Raw genomic sequence first — 21,072 nt, 5'->3', positions numbered from 1 at the left:
AAGGAGGCGCCCATGCACCCGCGCACGACCCGTCGCCACGCGGCACTGCTCACCGCCCTGCTGGCCATCCTGTGGGGCCTGATCGCCGCCCCACCCGCCGCCACCGCGGCACCCCGCACCGCCACGGCGGCCCCGCACACCACCACCGCGGCCCCGCACACCACCACCGCGGCGCCCCACACCGCCGCCGCGGGCACCTTCCGCAACCCCCTCAACACGGGCCCCGACCCGTATCTGACCGTCTGGAACGGGAACTACTACCTGACCACCACGCAGGGCGACAGCATCCGGATGTGGCGCTCCTCCTCCCTGGGTACCCTGCTCGACGCCGACCCCATCACCGTGTGGACGGACACCGATCCCTCCCGCAACCAGCACATCTGGGCACCGGAGTTCTACCGCTTCGGCGACCGCTGGTACCTCTACTACACCGCCGACGACGGGGTCGACGACCACCACAGGCTCTATGTGCTGGAGTCGGACCGCGACGACCCGGCCGGCCCCTACCACTTCAAGTCCCGTCTGACGCCGCCCAACCACGCGTCCGACTTCGCCATCGACCCCGGCATCCTCCAGCACAACGGACGCCTCTACCTCGCCTACTCCGGCATCAACCAGTACCAGCACAACGGCATCAACATCGCCCCCATGTCCAACCCCTACACCGTCTCCGGCAACGCCGTCGCCCTGAACGCGGCCGGTGGCTGCCCCGAGGTGCGCGAGGGCGCCGAGTTCCTCTACCGCAACGGCCGCACCTGGATGACGTACTCCACCTGCGACACCGGCAAACCGGACTACCAGGTGTGGATGATGTCCCTGCCGTCCGGTGCCGACCCGCTGGTGCCCGGCAACTGGACCCAGCACACCGGTGCGCGGTTCTCCCGCGCCGACGACCACGGCGTCTACGGCCCCGGCCACCACGGCTTCTTCCGCTCCCCCGACGGCACGGAGGACTGGATCGTCTACCACGCCAAGTCCACGTCGGTGAACACCTACACCGACCGCACCACACGCGCCCAGAAGATCACCTGGAACGCCGACGGCAGCCCCAACCTGGGCCGCCCGCTCGCCGCGGGCGCCACCCAGGACCTGCCGTCCGGCGACCCGGGAGCGGGCACGTACTGGATCAATGACGACGGCCGGTCCAGCGGCGACGGAAGCGCCACGTTCACCGGCAGCTGGAACTCGGGGACCGGCTGCGCCGCCCAGTGCTTCTGGGGCGACGACCACTGGAGCGACCAGGCGGGCAACACCGCCACCTTCTCCTTCACCGGCACCCGGATCGCCCTGCTCTCGGTCCGCGACACCGGCAACGGCATCGCCGCCCTCAGCGTCGACGGCGGCCCCGAGCAACGCCGGGACTTCTACGGCGCGATCCGCACCGGCGAGGCCCTCCAATACCTCAGCCCCCGGCTCCCCTACGGCCGGCACACCCTGCGCATCCGCGTGACCGGCGAGCACAACGCCCAGTCGGGGGCCTCGTTCGTGAGCGTGGACCGTGCGGAGGTGTACACCCGCTAGCCCCGGCTAGGGCGTCTTTGCCGCGTCGGCCGCCGGGACGAGCAGACCGTGCAGGGCGTACTCCACCAGCTTGCGCACCTCCTCGGGGGCCAGCGATTCATGCCCGGCCATCAGGCGGAACGCCAGCGCGCCCAGCAGCACGTCCGTGGCCGTCGCGGCGTCCACCCCTCGCCTGGTCAGCCCCGCCTCGGCGGCCCGGTCCCAGTACGGCTCCAGTGCCGCCCTGCGGGGCGCCAGGAAGAACTCATGGAAGTACGGCGCCGCCTGCGGATCGGTCGCGCAGGCGGCCAGCAACTGCCCGAAGACGCCACCTTCCGGACTGGTGTAGTAGGTCAGCAGGTCGGTCGCGAAGGTGACCAGGTCCTCGACGGGGCGGCCGGTGTCCGGGAACACCACCGCCTCCGCCGCATCACGGCCGAACGCCTCCGCCATGATCGCCGCCTTGCAGGGCCAGTGCTTGTAGATGGTCGCCGTGCTCACACCCGACCGGCCGGCGATGCGGTCGATGGTGACCCCGGCCGTGCCCACCTCGCGCATGAGCGCGCTGGTGGCGGTCAGCACCGCGTCATGCGCCCGGATGCTGCGCGGGCGCCGGGGACGGTCCTGCGTGCGGGGCGCACCGGGTACGTCGGCGGGGGTGTCCACGGGTGGCCTTCCTCTGCGCTGGCTCACTTGCCCTTTGAAGTGAAGTGATGCTTCACTTTAGTTTGTAGTGACCGGTGGCGCAATCCCGACCACCGGCATCCCGCGCGAACCGCCGCAGACGAACGGTCAGGACACCGACCATGCTCTATGAACTCGCCACCCTTTCCCTCAAGCTGCGCATGGTCCCGAAGGCACTGTCCGCGCTGGAGGCCTACACCACGAGCGACGCCACCGGCGGCCGGCTGCTCGGCTGCTGGGAGCCCGAACACGGCGTCATCGTCGGGGAGTTGCTTCTGTTGCGCGGCTTCGACAACGCCGAGGAACTCACCGAGGAGCGCATGCGTGTGCTCACCAGCTCCGACCCGTTCGGCATCGGGGAGCAGCTGACCGGCTTCCAGGTGGAGAGCTACGCCCCGTTCCCCTTCCTGCCACCGCTCGAGCCGGGCCACTACGGCTCCGTGTACGAGTTCCGCACATACCAGCTCAAGGTCGGCGGCCTGGTGCCCACGATGGCCGGCTGGGAGGCCGCGGTGCCGGAGCGCACCCGGCTCCACCCGCTGACGACCGCCATGTACGGCCTGGACGGCGTCCCCCGGATCACCCACATCTGGCCCTTCCCCGACCTCAACGCCCGGCTGGACATCCGCCGCGAGTCCTACGAACGCGGCATCTGGCCCCCCGAGAACGGCCCGGAGAACATCGCCCACGCCACCTCCACGATCGCCCTGCCCACCCCCATCTCCCCGCTGGCCTGAACCCGTGGCCCGACCCCGTGGGCGGTCGCCAGGGGTAGCCACCGGAGCCGGACAGACTTGACGCCCGGCGCAATCCATCCGGGGCATCCCTTACCGTGGCGCATGTGGATCTCAACTTGCTCGTGGCGCTCGACGCGCTGCTGGAGGAGAACAGCGTGACCGCCGCGGCGGACCGGCTGCACCTCACGCCACCGGCGATGAGCCGGACGCTGTCCCGGATCCGCCGCGCGACCGGCGACGACATCCTGGTGCGCGCCGGCCGCACCATGGTCCCGACCCCGCGCGCCCTCGAACTGCGCGAGGAGACCCGCGAACTGGTCCGGCGGGCCACCGCCGTGCTCACTCCCGTACACCGACTCGACCTGGCCCGCCTGAACCGGCACTTCACGGTGCGAGGTCATGACGCGCTGCTGGCGGCCCTCGCCGCCCCGCTGATCGCCAGGATCGGCGCCACGGCCCCGAACATCCACCTGAGCCTGCTGGCCGAGTCGTCCGCCGACCAGCCCGACCTCACCCGGGGCCAGGTCGACCTGGAGATCGGCGCGAACGAGCCGGGGCGCCCGGAGATCTCCTCCGAGGTGGTGGGCCGCGACCGGATGGTCCTGGCCCTGCGACGGGAACATCCCCTCGCCAAGGGAAGGGTCGGTGTCGACAAGCTCCTCCGCATGGCCTTCGTGACCGTCTCGCGCCGGGGCCGTCTGCACGACGCCGTCGACGACGCCCTCGCCGAACGCGGCCTGCGGAGGCGGGTGATCGCGTCCCTGCCGACGAGCGCCGCGGCGCTGGACGTGGTCTCCCGTTCGGACGCCGTGGCCGTCGTCGCCGAGCGGATGTGCCGCCCCGCCTCGGCGCGACTCGGCCTGGTCACCCGGCGGCTCCCGCTGGAGCTGCCACCGACCCGGGTGGTCGTCACCTGGCATCACCGGCACGACACCGATCCCGCGCACGCGTGGCTGCGCGACCAGGTGCGGGACGTGCTCCGCGAGGCGACCGGCGGCACCGCGGAGGGCCGCCCCGCGACCGGGCCCGGTGGCCCACGCGAATCCGCCTAGCCGCGCCCAGGCGCTCCGCGCCGGCTCACACCGCGATGCCCGCCTCGCCATAGGTGAGCAGAGCGCGCACCGCCTCGATGGTGGCTCCGGCCAGGGAGGGGTCGCAGCCACTGCGGGCCAGGCCGCTGATGCGCACCGGGGGGACGGCGGGGAGGTCGTGACGGGGAGTGAGTCCGTCGGGGTACGGGCTGCCGGGGATGGCCAGCAGGGTGGCGCCGAGTCCGGCGCGGGCCGCGTCCAGGACTCCGGCGAGGTATCCGGCCTCGGCAACCACGGTGGCGGATATGTGGTGGCGGCACGCTCACCGGCGAACACGGCGTGGGCACCCTCAAGCGGCGCTGGCTCGGCGACGAGCTCGGCCCGGACCAGCACGCACTCCAGCGCCGGCTCAAGACGGCCTTCGATCCACACGGCATCCTCAACCCGGGCAAGGCGCCGTGAAGTCCGCCGGGACCGGAGCCGGGGCCGCCGCGGCGGCCGGCCGTACGAACCCGTGTGCCCACTCCTTCCGCACGACGATCACGAGGTGAACCCCCGCCATGTCCACCATCCTCTCCATCTCGGGCAGCCCCTCCCCCACCTCCCGCACCACTCGGCTCCTGCGCGGCCTGGACTCCCGGCTCACCGCGCAGGGGCACCAGGTGGTCCCGCTGGACGTCCGCACGCTTCCGTCCGAGGCCCTGCTGCACGCGGACTTGGGGCATCCGGAGATCGTCCGCGCCACGGAACTCGTCGCCCGCGCCGACGGCATCGTCATCGGCACCCCGGTCTACAAGGCGGCGTACTCGGGGCTGCTGAAGTCGTTGCTCGATCTGCTGCCGCAGTACGCGCTGGAGGGCAAGACCGTGCTGCCGCCGGCGACCGGCGGCAGCACCGCGCATGTGCCGGCCATCGACTACGGGCTGCGGCCCGTGCTCGCCTCCATGGGCCCCTCGCACATCACCCCGGGGTGGTTCGTGCTGGACAAGCACATCGAGGTACGGGAGGACGGGCGGGTCGTGGTGGACCCCGCCACGCGGGAAGCGCTCGAACGGCTCGTCGACCAGTTCTCAGCGACCCTGAGCGGCCCGGAACCCGCCGACGCGGTCGCCGCCTGATCGCGGGCCGTCAGCCGCCGGTCGGTCCGGGCACCCGGTGCGTGCGCACCGTCCTTTCCGCCGGTGGCGGCCAGGGGCCTTCAGCTGCCGAGAGTGGCGCGCAGCCCGGGCTGCAGCCGTTCGGCGTGTGCGCGCACCATGTCGTCGCACAGCTCCCAGATCTGCTCGACGCGCAGGGCGGCGGCGGTCGCCGGATCGGTCATGGCCGCGTGCCGGATGTGGCGCGGCTCGTCCTCCAGGGCGGCGCGCACCACGAGGTCGTTCATGCTGAGGTAGGTGCGGTTGAGCGCGGCGAGCTGCGGGGGCAGCGCACCGGCGCGGGTCGGCTGGACACCGGACCGGTCGACCAGACACGGCACTTCGACCACGCCGTGGGCCGGAAGGTTCTCGATGAGGCCGTGGTTGGGCACATTGCCGTAGACGGTCCTGGGGGTGCCGGTCACCATCGAGTGGATGATCTGCGGGGCGTACTCCATGGTCCCCTCGACGTCGATGCAGGCACCGGCCGCGAGGTCGTCGCGGGTCCGCTCATAGGCGGCGACGTTCTCGTCCACGATGCCGAGGTAGGCGCCGATGGGCAGCCGCAGCCGCTCGATCTCGCTGTCGTGGTGCAGATACCAGGGCACGTACTCGGAGGAGTGCTCGCTGGTCTCGGTCGGGTAGTGGCCGAGCCGCCGGTACATGTCGACGCGGACCCGGCGCCGCAGCTGCTCGTTCTCGGCGATCAGCGCGTCCAGCCGGGGGTACAGGTCGGTGCCGTCGTGCTCGAAACGCAGCACCCACGCCTGGTGGTTGACCCCGGCGGCGCGGTAGGTGATCTCGTCGAAGGGGACCTTGAGCAGGGCGCACAGGTCGTGCATGGTCCAGTACACCGAGTGGCACAGACCGACCACGCGGGTCAGGCCGGTCGCGGCGGTGAGGTACTGCACGTTCATCGCCATCGGGTTGGTGTAGTTCAGCAGCCATGCCCCCGGGCTTACGGCGGCGATGTCCTCGCCCAGTGCCTTGAGGAACGGGAAGGTACGCAGGGCGCGGAAGATGCCGCCGACGCCGAGGGTGTCGCCGATGGTCTGCCGCACACCGTGGCGCGCGGGGATCTCGAAGTCGGTGCGGGTGGCCTCGCCCATGCCGATCTGGACGAGGTTGATGACGAAGTCGGCGCCGTCGAGTGCCTCGCGCCGGTCGGCGTGTGCGGTGATGTGCGCGTCGGCGCCGCGCCGCTCGGCGATGTACCGGGCGGCGGCCTCGGCGGTGGCCAGGCGTTCCGTATCGATGTCGTGCAGGGCGATCCGCGCGGTCTTCAGCTCCGGGAAGGCGAAGAGGTCCGCCAGCAGGCCCTGGGTGAAGACGACGCTTCCGGCGCCGATCAGCACGATCTTGGGGTTGGTCATGACGGGCTGTCTCCGTTGACGGTGAGGTGGGTGAGGGCTTCTTCCCAGGTGGGCTGGGCGGTGGTGCCGCCCGCGGCGCGGGTCGACAGCGCACCGCAGGCGGCGGCGAGGTCGAGCGCCTCGGCGATGGGCCGGCCCGCGAGCCGTCCGGCGAGGAAGCCCGCGTTGAAACTGTCGCCCGCGCCGACGGCGTCCTGGGGTGTCACGCGGATGCCGACGGTGGTGAGCAGGGCCCGGCCGTCGTGGCACAGGGCGCCGTCCGCCCCGTTCTTGACGGCCACCAGCGGCACCTGGTGCGCGAGGAGTTCGGCGGCGGCCGCGACGGATGTGCCGTCGGTGCCGGCCAGCCGGTGCGCCTCGGCGGCGTTGGGCAGCAGGATGTCGGTCCGGGCGAGGACGGGCGCCAGCGCCGCGCGGTCCCATCGGCCCGAGGGGTCGTCGTTGGTGTCGAGCGAGGTGGTGGCGCCCGCCGCGCGGGCGGTGTCGAAAAGGCCCGGCAGATCGGCGGCGAGCCCCGGCATCAGGAAGTAGGACGCGGCGTGGACGTGCCGGGCCGAGGTCAGCAGGTGCTCGGGCACATCGCGCCCCGAGGTCGCGGCGAGGGTGGCCGGCGCGGTGAGGATGGCCCGGTCGTCGCCGCGGGTCACGATGACCGTGAGCGGTGTCGGCAGGCTCGGGTCCAGGTGCAGCCCGCTGACGTCGACGCCCTGTGCCGCGAGTTGGTCGCGCTGGTAGTGTCCGGCGCCGTCGTCCCCGACACGTCCGGCGAAGGCCACGCGCAGCCCCAGCCGGGCGGCGCCGCACGCGGTGATCGCGGCGGAGCCGCCGAGGGTGAGCGCGCCGCTGTCGATGAGTTGTTCGCGCTGGCCGAAGGCGAGTGGGGTGGCGAGCGGTCCGACGATGACATCCGGGTTGGCGTCCCCGATGACGAGCAGGTCGAAGGTGGGCGGCATACGGCTTCCTGACGAGTGGTGAGGGAGGGGCGGTGCGGGGCCGTGGTCAGCCCTTGAGACCGGTGGAGGTGATGGACCGGACGAAGGTCTTCTGGGCCGCGAGGAAGGCGAGCAGCACCGGCAGGACGGTGATGACGTTTCCCGCCATCACGGCCGACCACTGGGTGTGGTGCTGTCCCCGGAAGGTGGTCAGGCCCAGTTGGAGGGTGTAGTTGGCGTCGTGGTTCAGGGCGATGAGCGGCCACGACAGGTCGTTCCAGGTGGTGAGGAAGGTGAGGACGGCGACGGTGCTCAGCGCGGGGCGGGACAGCGGGACCACGATCTGGAACAGCACCCGCAGCCGCGAACACCCGTCGATCCAGGCGGCCTCCTCCAGTTCCCTGGGCAGGGAGAGGAAGAACTGCCGCAGCAGGAAGACCGCGAACGGCGTCACCAGCGACGGCACGATCAGCGCCCCGAGGGTGTCGACGAGCCCCAGCTTCCGCATGACCAGGAAGGTCGGGATCATCGTCAGCTGGAACGGGATGGCCATGGTCGCCAGCATCAGGACCAGCAGCACCCGGGACCCGCCGAACCGCATCCGGGCGAAGGCGTATCCGCCCAGCGTCCCCAGCAGCAGGTTCGAGAAGACCGCGACGGCCGAGACGATCAGGGAGTTGGCGAACCAGCGCGGGAACATCGCGTTGCCGAGGACGAACCGGTAGCCGCCCAGGTGGATCCCGGAGGGCCAGAGCGCCGGCGGGAACCGGTTGATCTCCGCGTCGCTCATCACGGAGCTGAGCCCCAGCCAGATCAGCGGTACGGCGAAGAGCAGCGCCAGTGGCGCGAGCAGCAGATGCCACGGGCTGAACGGCAGCCGGAACCGGCGCCGTGGGCGGGCCACGGGCTCCCCGGTGGTCCGGCCGACCGGCCGGAGCCGGTCGGTGGCTCTCCCGGGAAGGTGGGACAGGTCCGTCATGACGTGGCTCCCTTGAGGCGGTGGTCGTCGCGGCGCCGGACCAGCCGCAGCCCGGCGGCGACCACCAGCAGGGCGACGCCGAGGACGTAGGCCGCCGCGGCCCCGTATCCGGCGGTGAAGTTCCGGAACGCCTGCTCCCAGACGAAGTAGACGATCACGGTGGTGGATCCGAGCGGACCGCCCTTCGTCGTCACGTACACCAGGTCGAAGACCTGCAGGGCGCTGATCGTCTGCCACACCAGCAGGAACACGCTGACCGGTGCGATGGTGGGCAGGGTGACGTGCCGCAGCACATGGCGGCGTTCCGCGCCGTCCAGGGTGGCGGCCTCGGTCAGTTCCCGGGGTACGTCCTGGAGGGCGGCGAGGTAGATCACGACGCAGAAGCCGGTGCCGCTCCACAGGGAGATGGCCACCAGGACCAGCAGGGCCTGGGCCGGATCGGACAGAAACCCCTGTGGGGAGAGCCCGAGCCGGTGCAGCAGCGCGTTGGCCGCGCCGAACTCCGGGTCGAGGATGAAGGAGAACAGAACGCCCTGGGCGGCGGCCGAGACCACGAACGGCACGAAGAGCAGGGTGCGGTACAGACCGGCGAACCGGATGCGGCGGTTGAGGACCAGCGCGAGCGCCAGCCCCAGGCCGATGCTCAGCGGCACATACAGCGCCGTGTACACCAGGGTGTTGCGCACGGCCTGGGCGAACTGCGGATCGTCGGCGAGCTGGCGGTAGTTGTCCCAGCCCACCCAGACGCTCGGGGTGAGGAGGTCGCTGTACTGGAACGACAGCAGCAGCGACCACAGGACGGGGACGACGCTCAGGCCCAGGATGACCAGGACGGAGGGGAGGACGAACGCCCAGGCCGTCGCGGCCTCCCGGCGGCCTCTGCGGCGTGCGGAGCCGGCCGGTGTTCGCGGCGCCGGACGGGTGATGGGGGTGGGCAGACGGGACATGTGGGGCTCCTCAACGCACCTTGGCCATGGCGGCGTTGGCTTCGTCCGCGCACCGCCGCAGCGCCTTCGCCGGTGTGCTCTTGCCGAGCAGGACGGCGGTGATGGCCTCGCCGAACGGCATGGAGATCTTGGGGTAGGCCCGGTCGACCGGCCGTACCCGCGCGGTCTCCAGCACCTCGGTGAACACCGAGAGACCGGGCACCTCGGCCGCGTGCTTCCGCCACTTCGGACGGCGCTCGGCGGGCCGGCTCTGCGGCAGGCTGCCCGCCTCGGAGTCCCACAGGTATGCCTGTTCGGGCTCCATGAGCCAGCCGATGAAGGTACGGGCGGCCTTCAGCCGCGCGGAGCCGTTGTCGAACACGCTCCAGGTGTCGGGGCCGGAGATCGTCACCGACCGGCCGTGGAAGCCGGGCAGTGGGACGACGTGGTAGTCGATCTTCGCCTGGCGGATGTCGGGCAGCTGCCAGGGACCGGTCCCGACCATGCCCAGCCGGCCGGTGGAGAACGCCTGGTACATCTGCTCGCCACCGGGCTTGGGGTCGACGTAGACGCTTCGGTCCCTGGCGAGCGCGGCGAGCACATCGAGGGAGCGGACACCGGGTTCGCCCGTGAATCCGATCTCCCGCTTGCCCTTGGCGATGACCTCACCGCCCAGATCCCAGATCATCGGCCACATCCGCCACACCGTGTCCTCGTCGCCCGCGCCGGGCCAGCCGGTGCCGAACGTGCCCTTGCCGCGGTCGGTCAGCTTCCGGGCCATGTCGATGAAGTCCTGCCAGGTCCAGCCCGGTGCGGGCAGATCCAGTCGGGCCTCGCGGAAGAGCTTCTTGTTGCACACCACGGCGAGCGAGTCCAGCACCGCGGGCACCGCACGGACCACACCGTCGACCATGACGCCCTCCCGGGCGGCCGGCCAGTACTGGTTCCAGGGCACCGGCTGGGATTCCACGACCGATGTCATGTCCGCGAGCTGGGGACTTCTGGCGACACTCGCCAGGTCGGAGCCGAAGATGTAGGCGACGTCGGGTGGCGACTGGGCGACGAGACCGGCCATCACCTTCTGCAGCATGTCGTCCGCCAGCACCCCGCCGCCGATGTCGACCCGTATGGCGGGGTGGCTTCGGTGAAAGTTGGCCACGAGCCGTTTGAACGCCTTCAGCGAGGGGCCGTTCTGCCCGTGCCACACCTCGATGTGGACGGTTCCGTCGGAGTCCACGCCCAGGCCGGTCCCGCATCCCGCCACCGCCGTACCCGCTGCCGCGGTGAGGGCCAGCGCACCGCCGCCGCGCAGGATGCCACGGCGCGAGGGCCCGCCGCGGCCACTGCCGACCGCCTCCATGTCTGCCTCCAGATGTTCGGTGGATATGTGGCCGCCGCGGTCCGCGGCGGCCACACCGTCTCCGGCTAGGACTACGGGCAGGTCTTGCGGACGTAACCGTCCTCGCCCCGGGGCAGGACATCGCGGTCGCGCTGGACGACGCTCACCCGGTCGCCGTACTCGCAGGCGTTCTTCATCCCGGCGTTCGTGTACTCGATGAAGATGGCGTTGTTCCCGAACTCCGCGAGGTAGTCGGCGCACTCGTTGTACTCGGGGTTGCCGCATTCCTCGGCGATGGCGAAGTCGAGGCCGTTGGCCGCGTGATTCCTGGCCAGCTCCACGGTGTTCTTCTGACCGACCGCCAGGCCCTTGCCATGGCCGTAGGCGGACAGCATCCGGATGTAGGTCTGGGCGTGCTCCTCGGTGATCCTGCCCTCGACGACATCACGGGTGAAGGTGTCGAAGTTGTCCAGCTCGAGCGCGTTGAAGCCCTTGGCGGCGCACTCGTCGATCTGGGCCTCGATCTTCTCCGCGATGCCCTCCCGCTTCTTCTCGGTGGTGATGTCGAGGATCGCCTCGTCCCAGTCCGTGTCGATGATGACGTCACCGTCGTCGTTCTTGAGCAGCAGGTCGGACGGCCAGTCCGCCGGGCCGCCGGGCTGGCCGATCTTCTGCGTCTGGAAGGCGTTGACGTAACAGATGTTGTACAGACCGGGTGCCGGGGAGGCGCTGTGGTCGCGGCTGACGACCTGCACTCCGGACGGCGGGGCGTACGCCCCGCCGATCTGGTAGTCGAAGTCGGCGTGGACCGGCGGAAGGGCGGCCGAGGTGGCCGAGGCGGGGGCGGGGGCGAGAACGCCGGCCGCGGCGGCCGCGGCGCATGCCACGGCGGCGCCCACAGTGGTACGGATGCGCGAACGGTTCAGGCTCATCGCTGAGAGCTCCATGATCCGTGGGCACGGCCCCGCCTCGGTCGCAGACAGCGACCTGGCGACTCGGGCCGGACTCACGGCGGGGCCGCATACCGGCTGGGCGTACCTCTGTCGCCGAGCATTCGACATCGGCGTGCCAGGGAGTAAACCGATCAGACCGAGCCACGTCAAGAGCGTGAAACTGCTCAGTGTTGGCTCGGAACACGCACAAGCGATCAGCTCGGAGGGGCTCCACGGCGGATATTACGCACAGATGCGGGCATGTCGGCGCGCGGGAACCCGTCGGTCGCCGCGCACCGAACACACTAGATCCGCCGGAGTCCCACCAGCACTCTCTCCATCAGGGCGCGGTCCGGCGCGGCGCCCTCCTCCGAGGCCGTCCGGTGAACGACGATCAGCCCGCGTTCGGCCATGTCGCCGAGCAGGACCTTGGCCACCCCCAGCGGCACCAGGAGCATGGCCGCCACCTCGGCCACCGACCTCGGCTCCTGACACAGCGCGATCACCGGGCGGTGGTCGGCCTGCAGGACGTCGGTGGAGCGGTGACCCAGCTCGGTGGTGGTCACCAGGGTCTCGACCTCGAAGTGATGGTGGGACCTGGTCCGGCCGCCCGTCCATGAGTAGGCGCGCACAAGCGCGGCCGGGCCCTGGCTCTCGTCGTGCTCGGACTCCCAGGCGGCCGGCCCCTCAGCCTCCGACGACGCCCTCGGGAAGGATTCCCCGGGCTCCTCGGGCCGGCCGTCCCCGCCCTCACGGCGGGACGGGGCCTCCGGCGTGCCGTCGGACCGAGGTGCCTTCCGCCCGCGTCGCCCTTTGCCGAAGCTGAAGGCGTTGAGCACGTCGGCGAAGGTCTGCTCGTCCTCCGCCCCCTGTTCTCTCCCAGGTCCCTGCCCGGAAGGGCCTTCACCGGTGCTCATCATCTCCCCGTCCGGCCTATTGGGCTGATGTCCGCTTCACGCCCTGCAGGTTGAGCTCCTGCAGCTCAGCGCGGAGCTCGGGGGTCAGCATCTCGCCGACCTGGTCGACCAGTACGGTCATCTCGTAGGCCACCTGACCGATCTCGCAGTCCGGCGCCGCCAGCACCACGAGGCATGAGCCGTCCTTGATCGACATCAGGAGCATGTTCCCGAGCTCCATCTGGATGACCGAGGACCGCACATCTCCGGTCATCAGGCACTGGGCGGCGCCCTGGATCAGGCTGATGGCCCCGGCGGCAATGGTGGCGACCTGCTCGGCCCGCTCAGCCGCCAGCCCGTCCGACGCGGTGAGCAACAGTCCGTCGGCCGAGACCACCACGGCGTGCGCCACATTGGGCACACGCTCGGTGAAATTGGTGACCAGCCATCCGAACTGGCTCACCTCCCGCAGCTGGGGTGAGGTCATTGGTTCTTCCTGTCCATCTTCGCTGAGACCTTATGTCTCGTCGCGTCCGTCGGGCTGACCCCGGCGGATGCCCGACTGGTAATTGCTGAGGAACGTAAGGGTGCGGCCGGCGTTCCGCCGCGCGGATTCCTCGTCGCCGGCTCCACGCGGCTTGGGGCGCTCTTCGGTGGCGCGCGGCTTGGCCCGTTCCGTGCCCGAGCCCTGGCGCGGCACCCGGCGGGGCAGCCCGGCCTGCGTGGTTCCGCCCGCGTCCGCGGCGCCGGGCCGCTCGTGGACGATCTGGCCGGGGTCACCGGCGGCATCGCGGCTCTCGCCGGGGGACGCGGGCGCGGCGGGGACGGGCCGCCGGGGGAGCTCGGACGCCGGGAGGCCCGCCGGCCTCCGGCTCTCGGCCGTCTCCTGGCCCGGGGGGCCCGCCGGAGCCGTCTTCGCCCCGGTCGACGCGAACCACGGCGAGGGGGCGTCGTCTTGAGCGGCCGGGCGCGGACGCCGCGGTGGCAGCGGGGGCTGTCCCGGCGGCTGTACGGCGCGGCGGTCGGCGGGGGCGTTGCCGTTCCCGTTGCCATTGCCGGAGAGGGCGGCCGCCTTCCCCGGTGCGTTCTCGCCGACCGGGGCGGGCCGGCCGGCCTTGGCGGGAGGTATCCGGCGCGGCAGTCCGCCGGGCTGCGAGGAATCCACGAACGCCCGCGAGCCGCTGGAGCGGGTCGGCAGGGAACGGCCCGTGTCCCCGGAGCCGGCCGGGGAATCCCCGGCGCGCAGCGAGCGGGCGCCGTCGGTCGCGCGGCGCGGCAGAGGCGCTGCCGGGGCCGCGCCGGTCTCCCGGCGTGTGCCCACCGGCTCGGCCGTCTTGGAGGTCCGCCGGACGGGCAGGGAGCTCTCCCGGCCCGCGAGAGCGGGCTTGTCCGCGAGCATCAGCTTGGCCGGGACCAGCACACCCGCGCGCAGCCCACCGCCGGTGTCGCGCTCCGAGATCAATTCCACGGTGACGCCGTGGCGACGGGCCAGACGGCCGACGACGGTCAAGCCCATCTGCCGGGACGTAGGTACCTCCACGGATACGTCCCCCGCTACGCGCCGATGAGCCTTGGCCAATTCGGCCCCGCTCATCCCGAATCCCTCGTCGCGGACCTCGATCAGTGCGGAACCGTCCAGGCGCAGTGTATTGCTGACGACCACTTGGGTCTCCGGCGGGGAGAACGCGGTGGCGTTGTCCAGCAGCTCAGCGATCATTCGCGCCAGGTCACCGGCAGCGTACCCGATCACTTCGGCGGCGGGAACGGGCTCCACCACCACCCGCCGGTAGTGTTCGATCTCGGAGACCGAGGCCCGCAGCACATTGTCGAGCGGCACGCGCTGCTCGGAGGGGCGGACCGGGGTGCTGCCGCACAGGACCATCAGGTTCTCGTTGTTGCGGCGCATCCGGGTCGCCAGGTGGTCCAGCTTGAAGAAGCTGGCCAGCTGGTCCGGGTCCTCTTCGTGCAGTTCGAGCTGTTCCATCAGCCGCAGCAGCCGGTCCACCAGGCTCTGGCTGCGCCGCGAGAGGTTGACCAGGGTGTCCCGCAGGTCGCCGCGGAGCGCGGCCTGTTCGGCGGCCAGGCGTACGGCCTGGCCGTGCACCGCGTCGAACGCCCTCGCGAGCTGTCCGAACTCCTCGGTGGTGTGGACGGGCACGGCGCTGATCGACGTGGTCGCCATCTCGCCCTCGCGGATGCTCGACACCGCTTCGGGCAGTCGGCGTTCGGCCACGTCGAGCGCGGTGGAGCGCAGCACGGTCAGCGACCGCAGCAGATGGCGGGCGATGGCGATACCGATGGCGAAGGCGAGCAGGAGCACCGCGAAGAGCAGCACGGACTCCGCACCGGCCCGGTCGCTCGTCTCGTCCTGCAGCTTGGCGGAGGTCACGCGGAGCCGGTCGGCAAGCCGCTTCTCCACCGTGTTGATGAGGGTTCCGGTCGCCTCCGAACTGCGGTTCCAGTCGCGGACGGAGAACGGCGCGGCGTCGGCGGCGTTCTGCCCGGTGTTCTGCGAACCCGGCTGGGACAGCACGGCATCCAGCAGCCGGGTACGCCGCTGTACCTCCGGACCGGTGACCATCCGCTGGTAGGCGCGCTGGTCCCCCTTGGTGGCCACGGCGCGGAAGTCGCTCAGCTTGTCCCGCATGCGGATGTCGGACTCCTGGAGCGCCCTGATGAGCTTGGGGTCCGCCAGCGTGCCGGGGTCGGGCGCCTCCATGACGATCATGTGCTGGAGGTGGACCTGTTCCTGGACCAGCTCCAGGTCGTACAGCGCGGTGGCCGGTCCGGACAGCTGGGGTTCACCGAACCGGCTGCCCAGCGCCTGGTCCAGGTCGAGCAGACCGTTGATGATCTTGCTGTACTCGGTCACCGCGGTCCACGAGCCGATGTCCGTGGACGTCACCTGCTTGCGCAGCGCGGGCAGTCCGTCCAGCAGCTTGAACGCGTCGCGATAGCGGTTCGCCGAAACCCCTTTGAGGCCCTGTGCCCGCTTGGTGGTGCGCGTGACGGCGGCCCGCGCGCGGTCGACGCGCTGGTTCTGCTGCCGGAGCATGGCCGGATCGGCGGACGCACGGTCTCTCAGCCGCTCGGCCGACATGGTCCGTTCCATCTGCAGGTCGCTGATCAACGGCATCAGCCCATCGCGCAGTCTGACCAGCCGCTGCACGTCCGCGTAGGTGTTCGCGCGCTCGACGTCGCGTTGGATCTGCACGACGCCCAAGGCGACGGCGAGCAGAGCGGGCACCACCAGAACGGCACCCAGCTTCACGGGCAGCCGCCAGTTGCGCCATTCCACGACGCCGGCCCACCACGACGGTGAGCGATCGCGCGCGGCCGCATGCCTGCCCGGGGTCATGAGGCGCGCTCCGCGCTCGGACCGGCTTGCCCACAGGGATGTATCACGATGCCGTTTCTCCTGGGATTTCCCCGGCTGGGGAAAGTCGAACGCCCGGCAGCGCGCCGGCACATCGCTTTCGGCGATGCGCCGGCGCGCCTGCCTCTACTCGAACAACTTGCTGCTCTTCTCGGCCAGTTGGTAAAGACCGTACAGAAACGGCACAGCTACCCACAGCCATGCCACGACCATGACCACGGGAGAACCCGTCTTGGCCACGTCCGGCGAAGGGCTGTCTGCGTCAGTCACCGGCTTACCGCCTCTCTGCCGGAAGGGGGTCGGGGGTTTCCTCCGGGGACGCCGACTCCGCCCGGGCCGCCGGCTCAGGTTCGTGGAACTTCGGATTCACCGGACGCACCAGTTCGTTCGCGATGAAGCCGATGACAAGCAGCCCCATCATGAGAGTGAACGAAAAGGTGTAGAGGGCCGGGCCGGTGTCCCCGGACTCATGCGCGGAATCCGCGATGGAGTCCACGATGAGCGGTCCGGCGACTCCGGCGACCGACCACGCGGTCAGCAGCCGGCCGTGGATCGCGCCGACCTGGTAGGTGCCGAAGAGATCCTTGAGGTAGGCCGGAACGGTGGCGAATCCACCGCCGTAGAACGACAGGATCACCATGGTCGAGGCGACGAACAGCGCGGTGCTGCTGTCCTTTTCGAGCATGATCGTGAGGTAGAGCAGGGCACCGGCGCCCAGGTACAGGCGGTAGATGTTCTTCCGGCCGACCACGTCGGAGACCGAGGACCACACGAAGCGACCGGCCATGTTGGCCAGGGACAGCAGCGCGACGAAGCCGGTGGCGGCGCTCGCGCTCACCGGGCTGGCCGTCTCCTGGAAGAAGTCCTGGATCATCGGGGCGGCCTTCTCCAGGATCCCGATACCAGCAGTAACGTTCATGCACAGCACGATCCAGAGCAGCCAGAACTGGGGCGTCCGCACCGCGTTCTTCGCCGATACGTTCGCGGTGGTGACCAGCCGCTTCCCCGCGTCGTCGCGCGGCGTCCAGCCGGCCGGCCGCCAGCCCTCGGGCGGCACCCGCACCAGCACCACGCCCAGCGACATGAAGGCGGCGTAGGCCAGGCCGTGTACCAGGAACGTCTTCGCGATGCCGCTGGTGTCGCTGCCGAACGCCTTGAGCATCTCCGTCGACCAGGGGGAGGCGATCAGCGCGCCGCCGCCGAACCCCATGATCGCCGTACCGGTGGCCATGCCCGGCCGGTCCGGAAACCACTTCATCAAGGTGGACACCGGCGCGATGTACCCGATGCCGAGCCCGACCCCGCCGATACCGCCGTAGCCGAGAACGACCAGCCAGTAATTGCGCGTGGCGACGCCGAGGGCGGCGACCAGGAAGCCGGTGGAGAAGGCCACGAGCGAGACGAACATGGCCCAGCGCGGGCCTTTTCTCTCGACCAGCGTTCCCCCGAACGCGGCAGAGAGCCCGAGCACCAGAATGCCGATCTGGAACGGGAGGGCGCTAGCCGTCCCCGAGATGTCTAGGGAATCTTCCAGAGGTATCTTAAAGACGCTCCAGGCGTACGCCTGGCCGATGGAGAAGTGGATCGCAAGCGCCGCCGGTGGAATCAGCCAACGATTCCACCCCGCCCCTGCGATGATGCGAGAGCGATCGAGGAAACCCACAGATCAACCTACCTCCGGCTTCTTGAGAGCACCCCCGCAGACTGCATTCCTGAACCTATCCAAACACCTCGGGGGAGGCAGTGGCGAGCACGGGGCTGCCGTCATATGCCAGTGGCAGACTCACTGCACAGCGGCACGCTCACAGCACTCATGCTCACGCACGATGGGACGTCCTACCCGAGGTGAGGTTCTACCAGTGGCGACACTTGGGACACAACGCCGGGTCCCGAAATGTCCTCAAGACGCAACCCTGAGCGTCCACCGTCAACCTGACACCAAGTCAAAATGGACAACACGGGAAGGAGAGACAAAGTATTGGTTCAGCGACCACTCCCGCCATATTCGAGATGGCGCCGAAGCCCGATGCATACCATGACACCCGCCCACCTGCACCACTGAGAGCAGGGGGCGGCGTTGACTGTGTCCGGCGCCTCACTACACTTGCGGCGTCAAGGGCCCGCCGGTCGCCCTCACCATCTATCGCTCTAGCGCGGGCGCTCCGAACCGACGCCTCGTCAGAAACACCCCGGAGAAAACCATGAATAAATCGGTGCGACCGCCCGCTTCCTTGCCTTTCGAGCGGGCCACCGGAACGGGGTTCGCCGATCGCGGTGACGACATCGGGGAGCCCGATTTCGAGGCGATTCAGCAGAGCCCGGAGTTCAAACTTCTCCGCAGGAGACTGCTCTGGTTCATCTTCCCGATGAGCGCCTTCTTCTTGTGCTGGTACATGACCTTCGTGCTCTTCTCGGCCTACGACCACGACTTCATGAGCCGCAAGCTGTTCGGCGCGGTCAACACCGGCACCGTCTTCGGCCTGCTGCAGTTCGTATCGACGATGGCGATCGTCCTGACGTACCGGCGCTTCGCGCGCAAGAAACTTGACCCGCAGGTGGACACGATCCACGAGCTGGCGGGAGTCGGCAAGGAATGACATTGCAGATCGCAGCCCGCACGACCGGCAGCCCGATAATCAACCTGAGCGTCTTCTTCGCTTTCGTCATCATCACGCTGTTCGTCGTCTACAAGGCCACCAACAGAAACTCGACGACCTCCGACTACTACGCCGCGGGCAGCGCCTTCACCGGCGTCCAGAACGGCATCGCCCTGTCCGGCGACTTCCTCTCCGCGGCCTCGTTCCTCGGCATCTCGGGGGCGATCGCCGTCCACGGCTACGACGGGTTCCTCTACTCCGTGGGGTGGCTCGTGGCGTGGCTGGTCGCCCTCCTGCTCGTCGGGGAGCGGCTGCGCAACACCGGGCGGTTCACGGTCGGCGATGTGATGGCCTACCGCATGAGGCAGCGCCCGGTGCGCGCGGCGGCGGCCAACTCCACCCTGGTGATCACGTTCTTCTACATGCTCGCCCAGATGGCCGGTGCGGGTGGTCTGATCGCCCTGCTGCTCAATGTGCACAGCAAGGGCGGGCAGGCCCTCATCATCACCGGTGTCGGCCTCGTCATGGTCTTCTACGTCCTGGTGGGCGGCATGAAGGGCACGACCTGGGTGCAGATCATCAAGGCGGGCCTGCTGCTGATCTGCGTGACCTTCATGAGCGTGTTCCTGCTCGGCAAGTTCGGGTTCAGCTTCTCGGCGATCCTCGATCAGGCGGCGCAGAACAGCTCGCTGGGCGCGGATCTGCTCAACCCCGGTGGCTGGTACGGCGAGAACGCGATGACCAAGCTCGACTTCGTCTCGCTGTCCCTGTCGCTGGTCCTCGGCATCTCCAGCCTGCCGCATGTGCTGATGCGCTTCTACACCGTGCCCGACGCCAAGGAGGCCCGGCGTTCGGTGGTCTGGTGCTCCTGGTCGATGTTCATCTTCTACCTGTCGATCCTGATCGTCGGGTACGGCGCCACCGCGCTGGTCGGCTCGGACCGGATCGTCAACGCCCCGGGCGGCGAGAACTCCGCCGCTCCCCTGCTCGCCTTCGAGATCGGCGGCGCGATGCTGCTGGGCGTCGTCTCCGCGGTGGCCTTCGCGACGATCCTCGCGGTCGTGGCCGGGCTGACCTTGGCGGCCTCGGCCTCGTTCGCCCATGACGTGTACGCCAACGTGATCCGCAACGGCAAGGCCGACCCGCGCTCGGAGATCCGGGTCGCGCGGCTGACGGCGCTCGTGATCGGTTTCATGGCCATCCTCGGCGGCATCGTCACCAACGGCCAGAACGTGGCCTTCCTGGTGTCGTTGGCCCTGGCGCTCGCCGCGTCCGCCAATCTGCCGACGATCCTCTACACGCTGTTCTGGAAGCGGTTCAACACGACCGGGACGCTGTGGAGCATCTACGGCGGCCTGGGGTCCGGCCTGGTGCTCATCCTCTTCTCGCCTGCGATCTCGGGCAGCTCCACGTCGATCATCAAGGGCGTGGACTTCCACTGGTTCCCCCTCACCAACCCCGGCCTGGTGTCGATTCCGCTCTCCTTCCTCTGCGGATTCCTCGGCACGGTCTTCAGCAAGGATTCCTCCGACTCCAAGAAGCAGGCGGAGATGGAGGTCCGGTCGCTGACCGGCATCGGTTCGAAGGCGTAAGCCGGACGAACCGCTCCGGGCGGCCCCGCTCGGGGCCGCCTACGGCCGACGGATGGTGCCGGGGGTGGTGAGGGCGCCCCTCCGGCGTTCCGACGGCTCGGCCCGCGCCGAGAGGCTCGGTGCCGTCGACCGCCGGCGGAGGGGGACGTCCTCGCTGTCCCGGGGACCTGCCGTCTCGCCTCGGGGCCCGCGGGTGGCGCGCTGCTCCGGGGCCTTGGACGGCGCCGACGGGGTGGGCGACGCCGAGGGACGACCGGCGGGCGCCGACGGGAGCGGGGGCGCCGTACGGCCCGTCGCGGGCGGCGGGGCGAGCGGCACCGTCGGGCGGGCGGGTGTCTCGGGCGCCGTCAGACGCAGCGGCAGCGCGATGAGGGCGGCGACGGCGCAGGACACACCGACCCCGGCCGCGGTGCGCAGCAGCCGGCGGCGGGCCGCGGCGCGGCGGATCGCCTCGTACCGGCCGGGGGGCGGGCCGAGGTAGTCGGAGGTGGGCCGCAGGATCACCGCGAGGGGGTCGTCGGGTTCCAGCTCCGGGCCGTCGTCAAAGTGTGGGGTCAAGGCTTCTCCTCAGGTGGACGCGGAGCAGTTCTCTGGCCGCGTGGAGGTCGGCCTTGACGGTTCCTTCCTTGCGCCCGGTCAGTACGGACACCTCCCGGATCGGCATGTCAGCGTAGTAGTGCAGCAGGATCGGAACGCGCAGTCGTTCCGGCAGCGACTGTACGAGCAGGCGTACCGACGGGTCGGACTGTTCGGCGTGGGGGCGGAGGGCGGCTTCGGAGGTGGCCCGGCGCATGGCCTTGCGCTCGCGCTCCATCTTGCGCCAGTGGTCCCGGACGAGATTGGCCGCAGTGACGTAGAGGAAGCCACGGGGCTCCTCCACGGACGTCCAGCGGGCCCAGAGCCGGGTGAACGCCTCGGAGGCGATCTCATGGGCCGTCTCGTCGTCGTCGACGAGCCGGCGGCACCAGCCGGCGAGGCGTGGGTAGAGGGCGGCGAACAGCTCGGACGCCGCCCTGTCACGGGACCGTTTCAACGCGCTCCA

The 21,072-nt window shown here is 70.2% G+C and carries 20 protein-coding genes and 1 pseudogene; 7 read left to right on the top strand and 14 right to left on the bottom strand.

Annotation, left to right across the window (positions count from 1 at the left end; all coding sequences use genetic code 11):
- Positions 1–12: 12 nt before the first annotated feature.
- The gene (locus ACFYOY_RS09065) at positions 13–1,521 is read left to right on the top strand and encodes a glycoside hydrolase family 43 protein (protein WP_388585743.1); all 1,509 of its coding nucleotides are present in this window, start codon (positions 13–15) and stop codon (positions 1,519–1,521) included.
- A gap of 6 nt (positions 1,522–1,527) precedes the next feature.
- Here ACFYOY_RS09065 and ACFYOY_RS09060 read toward each other — a convergent pair whose 3' ends face one another.
- Positions 1,528–2,166 (bottom strand): TetR/AcrR family transcriptional regulator, encoded by a 639-nt coding sequence (locus tag ACFYOY_RS09060; protein ID WP_351897510.1) that lies wholly within the window; start codon positions 2,164–2,166, stop codon positions 1,528–1,530.
- Positions 2,167–2,306: 140 nt separating this feature from the next.
- Here ACFYOY_RS09060 and ACFYOY_RS09055 point away from each other — a divergent pair, with 140 nt between their 5' ends.
- A complete protein-coding gene (locus ACFYOY_RS09055; RefSeq protein ID WP_388585738.1) occupies positions 2,307–2,921 on the top strand; it encodes an NIPSNAP family protein in 615 nt (204 codons plus the stop codon).
- A 104-nt stretch (positions 2,922–3,025) separates the two neighbouring features.
- On the top strand, positions 3,026–3,973 hold the full coding sequence (locus tag ACFYOY_RS09050) for a LysR family transcriptional regulator (RefSeq protein WP_351897498.1): 948 nt from the start codon (positions 3,026–3,028) through the stop codon (positions 3,971–3,973).
- A 25-nt stretch (positions 3,974–3,998) separates the two neighbouring features.
- On the opposite strand, the gene ACFYOY_RS09045 is transcribed toward ACFYOY_RS09050, so the two are convergent.
- The gene (locus tag ACFYOY_RS09045) at positions 3,999–4,247 is read right to left on the bottom strand and encodes a hypothetical protein (protein ID WP_351897492.1); all 249 of its coding nucleotides are present in this window, start codon (positions 4,245–4,247) and stop codon (positions 3,999–4,001) included.
- Positions 4,248–4,264: 17 nt separating this feature from the next.
- Here ACFYOY_RS09045 and ACFYOY_RS09040 point away from each other — a divergent pair.
- Together ACFYOY_RS09040 and ssuE are read left to right on the top strand one after the other, a co-directional pair.
- Positions 4,265–4,414, top strand: a pseudogene (locus tag ACFYOY_RS09040) (FAD-linked oxidase C-terminal domain-containing protein); the annotation flags it as partial.
- Positions 4,415–4,512: 98 nt separating this feature from the next.
- On the top strand, positions 4,513–5,070 hold the full coding sequence (gene ssuE, locus ACFYOY_RS09035; protein ID WP_351897487.1) for an NADPH-dependent FMN reductase: 558 nt from the start codon (positions 4,513–4,515) through the stop codon (positions 5,068–5,070).
- A gap of 80 nt (positions 5,071–5,150) precedes the next feature.
- Here ssuE and ACFYOY_RS09030 read toward each other — a convergent pair whose 3' ends face one another.
- The 10 genes from ACFYOY_RS09030 to ACFYOY_RS08985 all read right to left on the bottom strand — a co-directional run bounded on the left by ACFYOY_RS09030 (position 5,151) and on the right by ACFYOY_RS08985 (position 17,504).
- Positions 5,151–6,461, bottom strand: a complete 1,311-nt coding sequence (locus ACFYOY_RS09030; RefSeq protein WP_351897484.1) for an alpha-glucosidase/alpha-galactosidase — start codon at positions 6,459–6,461, stop codon at positions 5,151–5,153.
- Positions 6,458–7,414 carry a carbohydrate kinase family protein gene (locus tag ACFYOY_RS09025; protein ID WP_388585733.1) on the bottom strand — a complete coding sequence of 319 codons (957 nt, stop codon included), beginning with the start codon at positions 7,412–7,414 and terminating at the stop codon, positions 6,458–6,460. Before ACFYOY_RS09025 ends, ACFYOY_RS09030 begins: the two co-directional genes overlap by 4 nt.
- Before the next feature lie 46 nt (positions 7,415–7,460).
- Complete coding sequence (locus ACFYOY_RS09020) at positions 7,461–8,372, bottom strand: carbohydrate ABC transporter permease (RefSeq protein ID WP_351897469.1); 912 nt, start codon at positions 8,370–8,372, stop codon at positions 7,461–7,463.
- Complete coding sequence (locus ACFYOY_RS09015; RefSeq protein WP_351897462.1) at positions 8,369–9,319, bottom strand: sugar ABC transporter permease; 951 nt, start codon at positions 9,317–9,319, stop codon at positions 8,369–8,371. Before ACFYOY_RS09015 ends, ACFYOY_RS09020 begins: the two co-directional genes overlap by 4 nt.
- A gap of 10 nt (positions 9,320–9,329) precedes the next feature.
- Positions 9,330–10,658 (bottom strand): ABC transporter substrate-binding protein, encoded by a 1,329-nt coding sequence (locus ACFYOY_RS09010; RefSeq protein ID WP_351897585.1) that lies wholly within the window; start codon positions 10,656–10,658, stop codon positions 9,330–9,332.
- Positions 10,659–10,729: 71 nt separating this feature from the next.
- Positions 10,730–11,569, bottom strand: a complete 840-nt coding sequence (locus ACFYOY_RS09005; protein ID WP_351897458.1) for an endo alpha-1,4 polygalactosaminidase — start codon at positions 11,567–11,569, stop codon at positions 10,730–10,732.
- A gap of 305 nt (positions 11,570–11,874) precedes the next feature.
- Positions 11,875–12,486, bottom strand: coding sequence for a DUF742 domain-containing protein (locus tag ACFYOY_RS09000; protein ID WP_351897452.1), 612 nt, complete (start codon positions 12,484–12,486; stop codon positions 11,875–11,877).
- A gap of 16 nt (positions 12,487–12,502) precedes the next feature.
- Positions 12,503–12,952 carry a roadblock/LC7 domain-containing protein gene (locus tag ACFYOY_RS08995; protein WP_059143295.1) on the bottom strand — a complete coding sequence of 150 codons (450 nt, stop codon included), beginning with the start codon at positions 12,950–12,952 and terminating at the stop codon, positions 12,503–12,505.
- Positions 12,953–12,982: 30 nt separating this feature from the next.
- Positions 12,983–15,823, bottom strand: a complete 2,841-nt coding sequence (locus ACFYOY_RS08990; protein ID WP_351897442.1) for a nitrate- and nitrite sensing domain-containing protein — start codon at positions 15,821–15,823, stop codon at positions 12,983–12,985.
- A gap of 292 nt (positions 15,824–16,115) precedes the next feature.
- On the bottom strand, positions 16,116–17,504 hold the full coding sequence (locus ACFYOY_RS08985; RefSeq protein WP_388585728.1) for an OFA family MFS transporter: 1,389 nt from the start codon (positions 17,502–17,504) through the stop codon (positions 16,116–16,118).
- Positions 17,505–18,042: 538 nt separating this feature from the next.
- Between ACFYOY_RS08985 and ACFYOY_RS08980 the strand changes: the two genes are divergently transcribed.
- Entirely contained in the window at positions 18,043–18,438 is a 396-nt protein-coding gene (locus ACFYOY_RS08980) for a DUF485 domain-containing protein (protein ID WP_351897436.1), read from the top strand.
- Positions 18,435–20,030, top strand: coding sequence for a cation acetate symporter (locus tag ACFYOY_RS08975; RefSeq protein WP_351897431.1), 1,596 nt, complete (start codon positions 18,435–18,437; stop codon positions 20,028–20,030). The genes ACFYOY_RS08980 and ACFYOY_RS08975 overlap by 4 nt, the downstream gene beginning before the upstream one ends.
- Positions 20,031–20,069: 39 nt before the next feature.
- Here ACFYOY_RS08975 and ACFYOY_RS08970 read toward each other — a convergent pair whose 3' ends face one another.
- Together ACFYOY_RS08970 and ACFYOY_RS08965 are read right to left on the bottom strand one after the other, a co-directional pair.
- Positions 20,070–20,588 (bottom strand): hypothetical protein, encoded by a 519-nt coding sequence (locus ACFYOY_RS08970; protein ID WP_351897426.1) that lies wholly within the window; start codon positions 20,586–20,588, stop codon positions 20,070–20,072.
- The gene (locus ACFYOY_RS08965) at positions 20,572–21,063 is read right to left on the bottom strand and encodes an RNA polymerase sigma factor (RefSeq protein WP_014056466.1); all 492 of its coding nucleotides are present in this window, start codon (positions 21,061–21,063) and stop codon (positions 20,572–20,574) included. Before ACFYOY_RS08965 ends, ACFYOY_RS08970 begins: the two co-directional genes overlap by 17 nt.
- Positions 21,064–21,072: the final 9 nt, after the last annotated feature.

It is taken from the genome of Streptomyces sp. NPDC007875 (genome assembly GCF_042868035.1).
Lineage (GTDB): Bacteria > Actinomycetota > Actinomycetes > Streptomycetales > Streptomycetaceae > Streptomyces > Streptomyces antimycoticus.
The sequence above is the reverse complement of the archived record's forward strand: the minus strand, read 5'-3'. Positions and strand labels throughout refer to the sequence as shown.

What these genes read in the sequence shown, in the direction of transcription:
- ACFYOY_RS08980 (WP_351897436.1), top strand. Translation starts at nt 18,043, where the DNA reads ATGAATAAATCGGTGCGACCGCCCGCTTCCTTGCCTTTCGAGCGGGCC.
- ACFYOY_RS09065 (WP_388585743.1), top strand. Translation starts at nt 13, where the DNA reads ATGCACCCGCGCACGACCCGTCGCCACGCGGCACTGCTCACCGCCCTG.
- ACFYOY_RS08995 (WP_059143295.1), bottom strand. Translation starts at nt 12,952, where the DNA reads ATGACCTCACCCCAGCTGCGGGAGGTGAGCCAGTTCGGATGGCTGGTC.
- ACFYOY_RS08975 (WP_351897431.1), top strand. Translation starts at nt 18,435, where the DNA reads ATGACATTGCAGATCGCAGCCCGCACGACCGGCAGCCCGATAATCAAC.
- ACFYOY_RS09000 (WP_351897452.1), bottom strand. Translation starts at nt 12,486, where the DNA reads ATGAGCACCGGTGAAGGCCCTTCCGGGCAGGGACCTGGGAGAGAACAG.
- ACFYOY_RS09005 (WP_351897458.1), bottom strand. Translation starts at nt 11,569, where the DNA reads ATGAGCCTGAACCGTTCGCGCATCCGTACCACTGTGGGCGCCGCCGTG.
- ACFYOY_RS08990 (WP_351897442.1), bottom strand. Translation starts at nt 15,823, where the DNA reads ATGACCCCGGGCAGGCATGCGGCCGCGCGCGATCGCTCACCGTCGTGG.
- ssuE (WP_351897487.1), top strand. Translation starts at nt 4,513, where the DNA reads ATGTCCACCATCCTCTCCATCTCGGGCAGCCCCTCCCCCACCTCCCGC.
- ACFYOY_RS09055 (WP_388585738.1), top strand. Translation starts at nt 2,307, where the DNA reads ATGCTCTATGAACTCGCCACCCTTTCCCTCAAGCTGCGCATGGTCCCG.
- ACFYOY_RS09010 (WP_351897585.1), bottom strand. Translation starts at nt 10,658, where the DNA reads ATGGAGGCGGTCGGCAGTGGCCGCGGCGGGCCCTCGCGCCGTGGCATC.
- ACFYOY_RS09030 (WP_351897484.1), bottom strand. Translation starts at nt 6,461, where the DNA reads ATGACCAACCCCAAGATCGTGCTGATCGGCGCCGGAAGCGTCGTCTTC.
- ACFYOY_RS09015 (WP_351897462.1), bottom strand. Translation starts at nt 9,319, where the DNA reads ATGTCCCGTCTGCCCACCCCCATCACCCGTCCGGCGCCGCGAACACCG.
- ACFYOY_RS09020 (WP_351897469.1), bottom strand. Translation starts at nt 8,372, where the DNA reads ATGACGGACCTGTCCCACCTTCCCGGGAGAGCCACCGACCGGCTCCGG.
- ACFYOY_RS09025 (WP_388585733.1), bottom strand. Translation starts at nt 7,414, where the DNA reads ATGCCGCCCACCTTCGACCTGCTCGTCATCGGGGACGCCAACCCGGAT.